The organism is Pseudomonas emilianonis (assembly GCF_023072625.1).
GTDB lineage: Bacteria > Pseudomonadota > Gammaproteobacteria > Pseudomonadales > Pseudomonadaceae > Aquipseudomonas > Aquipseudomonas paraveronii.
The window spans coordinates 1-9,417 of record NZ_JAKNRV010000201.1; the positions used below are offsets into that span (position 1 = coordinate 1).

The window sequence follows — 9,417 nt, forward strand, 5'->3', positions numbered from 1 at the left end:
CGGCATCAGACCCAGCTTGACCTCCGGCTGGCCGAATCGCGCCGATTGCCCCGCGACGATGATGTCGCAGTGCATCGCTAGCTCGCAGCCGCCGCCCAGGGCAAAACCATTCACTGCAGCGATCACCGGTTTGGGGCAACGTGCGATGGCGTCCCACAGGTATTCCGTGTGACGGCGATACATCTCGATCGGGCTGGCCTGGGCGAACTCGCGGATATCGGCCCCCGCGACAAAGCAGTGCTCGCCGCCGGTGAGCACGATCGAGCGCACGCGCTCATCGGCAGACAACAGGCGAAAGCTGTCAGCCAGTTGTTCGCGCACGGCGCTGTTCAGCGCGTTCTTGACCTCGGGCCGCTCGATGCGGACGACCGCGACGGCATCCTCTCTTATCTGGACATGCACGACCGGTTCTGGATGGGAGTTCATAGCGACCTCTTATTATTGTTTCGTCAGGCGAAACTGAATACCGTAATTACGCTTAATCATAAGGACGCTTACAAAATCCTGTAAACATAAAAAGCAAAAAATCTGTTTAACCCCAATAATTGCTTGGCTTTAAGTCAACAAAACAAACCCGTTGGTTTTTAAAGAAACAACGAATATAATTTCGTCAGGCGAAACTGCGTTTTATTTTCTTGCATTTTTTCAAAGTGAGGTTCTACCATGGCTCGCATCAAGGCAGATCGGCAGGCCGCTGACACGGCAAAGGGAGCGGATGAAATCGGGTTACTGAAGATGGGCATGCTCGATCCCGCCAGCGCATTGAGCGACGACGAAAACAGTGGCCAGTTTGTAACGGCATTGGCGCGCGGGCTGGAACTGATGAGGTGTTTCACCCCGCGCGACAACGTGCTGGGCAATCAGGACCTGGCGCGCATGACCGGCCTGCCCAAACCGACCGTGACGCGGCTGACCAATACGCTGATGCGCCTGGGCTGCCTTAAACGCGAAGTGCATTCGGGCAAGTACCAGTTGGATGTCGGGGTGTTGGGTTTTGGCTACGCCATGCTGTCGAACCTGGCGATTCGCACGGTGGCTCATCCGTTGATGGAGGACCTGGCCAATCATGCACAGGCGGCCGTCGCCATGGCATCCCGTGATCGCCTGCAGATGGTGTACCTGGATGTGGTTCAGGGTCAGGGCAACATGACCATGCGCCGTCAGATCGGCAGTTACTTGCCGCTGGCACAAAGTTCGGTAGGCCGTGCGTGCCTGGCGGCGATGCCGGAGACCGAGCGGGAGTTTTTGCTCGATCACATTCGCCAGCGCGAATCGGAACAGTGGCCAACCATTCGCAAAGGGTTGGATCGGGCGTTCAGGGATTACGCCGACTACGGCTTCTGCCTGTCGATCGGTGAGTGGCATCGCGACGTTAACTCCGTGGCCGTGCCGTTGCTGCACCCGCAGTACGGGTTGTTGACCTTCAACTGCGGCGGGCCGAGCTTCCAACTGCCCCGCGAACAGCTCATGGACGATATCGGGCCTCGCCTGATCAACATGGTGAACAACATTGGCGCCGCTGCTCGCTGACGCAACGGAGTAACGGCGCCCCAATAAAGAACCGCTCGCCTGCGAGCGTTAGGAGCGCACATGATCCGTGATACCGAAACCCTGCAGATGCTGTTGGATTCCCTTCGTCAGTTTGTCGGCGAAGTGCTGATCCCCCGTGAAAACGAAGTGGCTGAGACCGACGCGATTCCCCAGGACATCGTCGAGCAGATGCAGGCCATGGGGCTGTTTGGCCTGACACTGCCGGAAGCGTTCGGCGGGCTGGGCGTCACGATGGAGGAAGAGGTGAATATCGCCTTCGAGCTGGGGCGCACCTCCCCGGCGTTTCGCTCCTACATCGGCACCAACAACGGGATCGGTTCCATCGGCATTCTGCTCGATGGCACTGAAGAGCAGAAACAACACTACCTGCCCAAGCTCGCCAGCGGTGAGCTGCTCAGTTCCTTCTGCCTGACCGAGCCCGATGCAGGATCGGATGCCGCCTCGCTCAAAACCACCGCCGTGCGCGACGGTGACAGTTACATCCTCAACGGCACCAAGCGCTTCATCACCAACGCCCCGCACGCTGGCATCTATACGGTGATGGCGCGCACCAGCACTGACATCAAAGGCGCAGGCGGTATCAGCGCATTCATTGTCGAGCGCGGCACACCGGGAGTCTCCCTGGGCAAGCCCGACCACAAAATGGGCCACAAAGGCGCCCATACCTGCGACGTGATCTTCGAAAATGCCCGAGTACCTGCCAGCCAACTGATTGGCGGTGTCGAAGGCGTAGGCTTCAAGACCGCGATGAAAGTCCTCGACAAGGGTCGCCTGCATATCGCGGCATTGAGTGTCGGTGCGGCTGAGCGGATGCTCGATGATGCCCTGCGCTACGCACTGGAACGTAAACAGTTCGGCCAGCCCATCGCCGAATTTCAATTGATCCAGGCGATGCTGGCCGACAGCAAGGCGGAAATCTACGCCAGCCGCTGCATGGTGCTCGATGCAGCACGCAAGCGCGACGACGGCCGTAACGTCAGCACCGAAGCCTCCTGCGCGAAAATGTTCTCGACCGAAATGTGCGGCCGCGTCGCCGACCGTTGCGTGCAGATCCACGGTGGCGCCGGCTATGTCAGCGAATACGCGATCGAGCGTTTCTACCGGGATGTGCGCCTGTTCCGCATCTACGAGGGCACCACCCAGATACAGCAGATCGTCATTGCGCGAAACATGATCCGCGACGCTCAACGCTAGATCAGCGCGCAACACTCAATTCTAGTCCCACCCCATAAATACAATAAAGGTAACTCCATGGACGCTGCTGCTCAGGCAAGTGCGACTGCCCACGCCAAATCCAGCACTTGGGTGCTGGTGTTCATTTTTTGCTTTCTCGGATTATTGATCGACGGCGCCGACTTGATGCTGCTGTCCTACAGCCTCAATAGCCTGAAGACTGAATTCGGCCTGACTAACGTCGAAGCCGGCAGCCTGGGCAGTTTTACCCTGGCCGGGATGGCGATCGGCGGTATCTACGGCGGCTGGGCCTGTGACCGCTTCGGACGGGTGAAAACCGTGGTCTGGAGTATTTTGCTGTTCTCCGTCGGCACCGCGGTGCTGGGGCTGACCCACAGCTACTGGGAGTTTGCGCTGATCCGATTCCTGGCCTCGCTGGGCATCGGCGCGCTGTACGTGGCGTGCAACACCCTGATGTCCGAATACGTGCCCACCCGCTACCGCACCACGGTGCTCGGCACACTGCAGGCAGGTTGGTCGGTGGGCTACATCGTCGCGACCTTGCTGGCCGGCTGGATATTGCCCAACCATGGTTGGCGCTGGCTGTTCTACATCGCGATCATCCCAGTGGTTCTTGCCTTGGTGATGCAACGTTTCGTGCCGGAACCCCAAGCCTGGATCAACGCCCAGGCCGAGCGCGCCAAGCAAACACTCGCTGGAATACGCAGCGGCTCGGCGCAAAAGCGCGACAGCATGTACAAACAGATTTTCGCTGACCCGCAATCGCGCCGCATGTTCATCTGCTGGGCGCTGACCGCGGGCTTTCTGCAGTTCGGCTACTACGGCGTGAACAACTGGATGCCGACCTACCTGGAAAGCGAACTGGGCATGAACCTCAAGTCCATGACCAGCTACATGGTCGGCACCTACACCGCCATGATCCTCGGCAAAGTCCTCGCAGGCATGGCCGCCGATCGTATCGGTCGGCGCACCGTGTTCGCCTTTGGTGCCCTGGGGACGGCCGTATTTCTGCCGGTGATCGTGCTGTTCCAGAGCCAGGAAAACATCCTGTGGATGCTGATCGTGTTCGGCTTTCTGTATGGAATTCCGTATGGCGTCAATGCGACCTACATGACCGAAAGTTTCGAGGCCAAGTTCCGCGGCTCCGCGGTGGGTGGCGCCTACAATATTGGCCGCCTGGGGGCCGCAGTCGCACCCGCTGCGATTGGCTTTCTGGCGTCCCATGGCTCGATTGGCGTGGGCTTTCTCGTGATGGGCGCGGCGTACTTCATCTGCGGCGTGATTCCGGCGATGTTCATCAGGGATAAGCAGTTCGATCCGCAGAAACAATAGTCGGGCGTCAAACAGGGCGACGGCGTGACGATTTTTCGCGAATCGGCAGGCGGTCGCCATTGCGGTGGCGCGTTTACGATCAATGCGCGCCAGGCCCCACCAACGAACTCCCAATCCGCACACCCGGCATCATCTGCTGCAGGCCTTCAATCAGCTTGTCACCCGCCTCGATCAGCGATGTTATGAGGTTAAATCAGGCCATTCCTATTTTGCAGATGGGGTCGCACCGGCATCGAGTCCCACAAAACCAAGCCCCCCCCTACGCCAACTGAGCCCTGATTTTCTCCACCACACCCTGCATCGCCGGCAGATAACGGCGGGCGGCTTCCTCAACCGACATCGCCTTGGCGATGTAAACCAGATTCAGGCAGCCCATCACCCGCGCCTCGTGCATGACCGGAATCGCAATCGCGGCGATCTTGCGCTCAAGGCCCCAATGGGAGTTATTTTCGCCGTAGCCCTTGCCGAGGGTGTGCTCCACCAGCCGATCGACAAAGCCGCGATCCGCCGCCAGCGCCGACTGTTCATCTTCGCGGCTGATCAACAACTCGATCAGCTCTTCGCGCTCGGCCGGCGGGCAGAACGCAAAGTACGCGCGCCCCGTGGCGGTCATGAGCAAGGGTAAACGCCGGCCGACCATGGAGCGGTGAAACGACAGGCGGCTGAAGCGATGCGTGGTCTCGCGTATCACCATGGCATCGCCGTCCAGCGTACACAGGTCGGTGGGCCAGACCACTTGTTGGAGCAGCTCGCCGAGCAGCGGTGCAGCAATCGAAGAAATCCATTGCTCGTCGCGAAACCCCTCGCTCAATTCACGGACTTTCAACGTCAGGCGGTAGCTGTCATCCGACTCGCTGCGGCGCACGTAACCCTCGGCCTGCAAGGTCTCCAGCAATCGACGAACCGTGGTCCGATGTAGCCCGCTTTGCTCGGCCAACTGCGCCGTACTGGCCCCGCCATCAAAACGATTCAAGCCATTGATCAGGGCCAAACCACGCATCAGCCCACGAACGCTCTTGTATTCTGTTTCGCTCATGGACGCTCCATTCTCTTTTAAAATCAAGGCTGTGCACCTAGTGCACCCTAGCAGGGGTTTTCGTTGTCCACCAGCCTCGTGATTTCCATACTGCGCCCCACAAGAAATCCAAAAACGCTGTACGGAGATACCCATGAGTCTTGCACCCACTCCTTCCACATTGGAGCTGACCACCGACGTTGCTATCGTCGGCGCCGGCCCTGTCGGTTTGATGATCGCCAACTACCTGGGGCAATGTGGCGTGAACGTCACCCTGGTGGAAAAGCTCGACACCCTGATCGACTACCCCCGCGCCATCGGCCTGGACGACGAAAGCCTGCGCACATTCCAGGCCGTCGGTCTGGCGTACAAGGTGCTGCCGCATACCACGCCTTGGCACGCCATGCGCTTCCTGACCCCCAAGGGTCGTTGCTTTGCCGATATTCAACCGAAAACCGACGAGTTCGGCTGGTCACGCCGCAACGCGTTCATTCAGCCCTTGGCCGACCGGGTGCTGTTCGACGGCCTGCAGCGTTTCAACAACGTCAAGGTGCTGTTCAGCCGTGAGCTCAGCAGTTTTGAACAAAGCGACAGCGCGGTGGTGCTCAACCTCAAGGATCAGCATGGCCGCAGCGAACGCCTGAATGCGCGCTACCTGATTGGTTGCGACGGTGGCAACAGCCTGGTGCGGCGCAGCCTGGACATCAGTTTCGAGGGCAAGACCGCGCCCAATCAGTGGATCGTGGTCGACATTGCCAACGACCCGCTGGCCACGCCCCATGTCTATCTGTGCTGCGACCCGGTGCGGCCTTACGTGTCCGCCGCCCTGCCCCATGGCGTGCGTCGTTTCGAGTTCATGGTGATGCCCGGCGAAACCGAGACCGAGCTGAGCAAGCCCGAGAACCTGCGCAAGCTGCTGAGCAAAGTATTGCCGAACCCCGACCACATCGAGCTGATCCGCAGCCGCGTCTATACCCATAACGCGCGTCTGGCCGGTCGGTTCCGTCAGGGCCGAGTGCTGCTGGCCGGCGATGCCGCGCACATCATGCCGGTATGGCAAGGCCAGGGGTACAACAGCGGCATGCGCGATGCCTCGAACCTGGCGTGGAAACTCGCGCTGGTGATCAAGGGCCTGGCCGCCGATAACCTGCTCGACAGCTACGAAGAGGAACGCCGCGACCACGCCAAAGCGATGATCAATCTCTCCGTGCTCGCCGGCCACGTGTTGGCGCCGCCGAAACGCTGGCAAGGCACCCTGCGCGATGGGGTGTCGTGGTTGCTCAATTACCTGCCGCCGGTCAAGCGCTACTTCGTCGAAATGCGCTTCAAACCGATGCCGCAATACACCCGGGGCGCGTTGATCGTGCCGAGTGCAAAGGGCTCGCCGGTCGGCAAGATGTTCATTCAGCCCAAGGTCTTGACGGACGCCGGCACCACGGTGCTGCTGGATGAAGTGATTGGCGAAAACTTTGCGATTATCGCCTGGGGCTGCGATCCGACCTGGGGCCTCTCGGCCACGCAAATCGCGCAATGGAAAGCCCTGGGCACACGCTTCATCCAAGTGTTGCCAGACGTGCAGCTCAGAGTACCGAGCGATGCCGGCCCAGACGTGATCCGCGTGGGCGACAGCAGCGGTCGGTTGAAAGAATGGTTCGCGCTCGGCACGTCGTCCATCGCCCTGGTGCGTCCGGACCGCTTCCTCGCCGGGCTGGCCATCCCGCAAACCGTTGGCCAGGCTTGCGATGAACTGGCCCGGGCGCTCAAAACCCTGCCACCGACCTCAGCGAACGCTGTTGTCAGCAAGGTCGCGTGACATGAGCGCCTTTCTGCATTGTTTGTCTCATACGCCGTTGGTGGGCTACGTCGATCCGGCGCCGCACGTGTTGGCCGAAGTCGATGGCGTGATCAACGCCGCTCGCGAGCGCATCGCCCGCTTCGACCCGCAGTTGGTGGTGCTGTTCGGCCCCGACCATTACAACGGGTTTTTCTACGACGTGATGCCGGCCTTTTGCATCGGCATGGCGGCCGATGCGATTGGTGATTTCGACACCGCCGCCGGCCCGCTGGACGTGCCCAAAGCGCTGGCCGAATCCTGCGCCCAGGCGGTGTTGGATGCCGGTGTCGATACCGCTGTGTCGTATCGCATGCAGGTCGACCATGCGTTCGCGCAACCGTTGGAACTGTTGCTCGGCGGCTTGCAGAGCTGCCCGGTGATTCCGGTGTTTATCAACTCGGTGGCCGTGCCGCTGCCCAGTTTCAAACGCGCCCGACTGTTGGGTGAGGCGATCGGCCAATGGGCCAAAGCGCTGGATAAACGCGTGCTGTTCCTGGCCTCAGGCGGCTTGTCCCATCAACCGCCGGTACCGGAACTGGCCAAGGTCGACGCGCGCATGGCTGACCGCCTGATGGGCAGCGGGCGTCAGCTCCCCGCCGATGAACGACAGGCCCGCCAGAACCGGGTGATTCAAGCCGCGCGAGACTTCGTCGAAGACCCGCACAGCCTGCACCCGCTGAACCCGGCTTGGGATCAGCAGTTTCTCGACACCCTCGAACAGGGCCGTATGCGCGACCTCGACTCGTTGAACAACGACAAGTTGTCGATGCTGGCCGGCAAGTCGACCCACGAGGTGAAAACCTGGGTCGCCGCCTTCGCCGCCCTGAGTGCCTTCGGCCCGTATCGGAGCGAAGGCCGCTACTACCGCCCGATTCCCGAGTGGATCGCAGGTTTCGGTGCGCTTGGCGCACAGCCGCTGACCCCTCACCCATGAATTCAAGGAACACTGCCATGACCACCACTGCTTTCAGTGAAGCCTCCACCAGCCGCTTTGCCCGTATCAAGGAAGGCGACCTGGACCTGCAACTGCACTACAACGACCTTGGCGAAGGTGCCGAAACCGTGGTCATGCTGCACGGCTCCGGGCCGGGCGCGAGCGGCTGGGCCAACTTCAATCGCAATATCGAACCGCTGGTGAATGCCGGTTTTCGCGTGATCCTGATGGATTGCCCGGGCTGGAGCAAAAGCGACACGATCGTCAGCCAAGGCTCGCGCTCGAACCTCAACGCACAAGCACTCAAGGGCCTGCTCGATGTGCTGGCGCTGGAGCGCGTCCACATCATCGGCAATTCGATGGGTGCCCACAGCACCGTCGCCTTCGCCCTGGAATACCCTGAGCGGATCGGCAAACTGATCCTGATGGGCGGCGGCACCGGCGGCCCGAGCGCCTTCGTGCCGCAGCCCACCGAAGGCATCAAACTGATCGGCGCGCTGTACCGCGACCCGACCATCGAGAACTTGAAGAAGATGATGAACGTCTTCGTTTTCGACGCCAGCGGCCTCACCGACGAACTGTTCCAGACCCGCCTGGACAACCTCCTGTCGCGCCGCGATCACCTGGAAAACTTCGTCAAGAGCAGCACGCTCAACCCCAAGCAATTTCCGGATTTCAGCCACCGCCTGCACGAAATCAACGCCGACACCCTGCTCGTCTGGGGCCGCGAGGACCGCTTCGTGCCGATGGACACCGGCTTGCGCCTGCTGGCCGGCCTGCCCAGGGCGCAATTGCACGTGTTCAACCGTTGCGGCCACTGGGCGCAGTGGGAACACGCCGAGAAATTCAACCGGATGGTCCTCGACTTCCTGACCCACTGATCACCGAGGCTGACATGACGCTGACTCAAGACACCCTGCAACAACTCGCCGCCGACCTGCGCCAGGCCGAAGACCACGGCGAAGCCATCGGGCCGCTGCGCGAGCGGATCGGTGAAGACAACGCCACCGCCGCGTATGCCATCCAGCGCCTCAACGTCGACCACGGCGTGGCCAACGGGCGCCGCGTGGTGGGCCGCAAGATCGGCCTGACCAACCCCAAAGTCCAGGCCCAGTTGGGCGTGGACCAACCGGACTTCGGCACCCTGTTTGCCGACATGTGCTACGGCGACAACGCCACCGTGCCAACCGGCCGCGTACTGCAACCGAAGATCGAGGCTGAAATCGCCCTGATCCTCGAACGCGACCTGCCCCGCGCCGACAGCACATTCGCCGACGTGATGACGGCCACCGGCTGGGTCGTCCCGGCACTGGAAATCGTCGGCAGTCGCATCCAGGGCTGGAACATCCGCTTCGTCGATACCGTGGCTGACAACGCGTCCAGCGGCTGTTTCGTACTGGGCGGCCCGGCTCGACGTATCGACGGGCTCGACCTGCGCCAGGCCAGCATGCGGATGACCCGCAACGCTGAAGAAGTGTCCAGCGGTGTTGATGTCGCGGTTTTTCCATCTTGCTTGCATATCAACCAAGTGGTTGATGGCTTGAAAGGAAAGTCGAT

The 9,417-nt window shown here is 61.0% G+C and carries 9 protein-coding genes; 7 read left to right on the forward strand and 2 right to left on the reverse strand.

The genetic code is table 11. The features are described from left to right. A partial coding sequence (locus tag L9Z73_RS18920) for an enoyl-CoA hydratase-related protein (protein ID WP_247403977.1) occupies positions 1-426 on the reverse strand: 426 nt, incomplete at its 3' end. Positions 427-663: 237 nt separating this feature from the next. On the opposite strand from L9Z73_RS18920, the gene L9Z73_RS18925 reads away from it, so the two are divergent. The 3 genes from L9Z73_RS18925 to L9Z73_RS18935 are packed head-to-tail and all read left to right on the forward strand — an operon-like array spanning position 664 to position 4,077. Then, entirely contained in the window at positions 664-1,530 is an 867-nt protein-coding gene (locus L9Z73_RS18925; RefSeq protein WP_247403980.1) for an IclR family transcriptional regulator, read from the forward strand. 60 nt (positions 1,531-1,590) lie between these two features. Further along, entirely contained in the window at positions 1,591-2,745 is a 1,155-nt protein-coding gene (locus tag L9Z73_RS18930; RefSeq protein ID WP_058822687.1) for an acyl-CoA dehydrogenase family protein, read from the forward strand. 57 nt (positions 2,746-2,802) lie between these two features. After that, positions 2,803-4,077, forward strand: a complete 1,275-nt coding sequence (locus L9Z73_RS18935) for an MFS transporter (protein WP_247403983.1) — start codon at positions 2,803-2,805, stop codon at positions 4,075-4,077. A 259-nt stretch (positions 4,078-4,336) separates the two neighbouring features. Here L9Z73_RS18935 and L9Z73_RS18940 read toward each other — a convergent pair whose 3' ends face one another. Next, a complete protein-coding gene (locus L9Z73_RS18940) occupies positions 4,337-5,113 on the reverse strand; it encodes a DNA-binding transcriptional regulator (protein WP_247403986.1) in 777 nt (258 codons plus the stop codon). A 133-nt stretch (positions 5,114-5,246) separates the two neighbouring features. Here L9Z73_RS18940 and L9Z73_RS18945 point away from each other — a divergent pair, with 133 nt between their 5' ends. From L9Z73_RS18945 to L9Z73_RS18960, 4 genes are all read left to right on the forward strand, one after another. Next, positions 5,247-6,905: a bifunctional 3-(3-hydroxy-phenyl)propionate/3-hydroxycinnamic acid hydroxylase gene (locus tag L9Z73_RS18945; protein ID WP_247403989.1), complete on the forward strand. Its 1,659-nt coding sequence runs from the start codon at positions 5,247-5,249 to the stop codon at positions 6,903-6,905. Between the two features lies 1 nt (position 6,906). After that, positions 6,907-7,860, forward strand: a complete 954-nt coding sequence (mhpB, locus tag L9Z73_RS18950; RefSeq protein WP_247403991.1) for a 3-carboxyethylcatechol 2,3-dioxygenase — start codon at positions 6,907-6,909, stop codon at positions 7,858-7,860. Between the two features lie 17 nt (positions 7,861-7,877). Then, complete coding sequence (locus L9Z73_RS18955; RefSeq protein WP_247403994.1) at positions 7,878-8,741, forward strand: alpha/beta fold hydrolase; 864 nt, start codon at positions 7,878-7,880, stop codon at positions 8,739-8,741. 14 nt (positions 8,742-8,755) lie between these two features. Further along, on the forward strand, positions 8,756-9,417 hold a 662-nt coding region (locus L9Z73_RS18960), incomplete at its 3' end, for a fumarylacetoacetate hydrolase family protein (protein ID WP_247403997.1).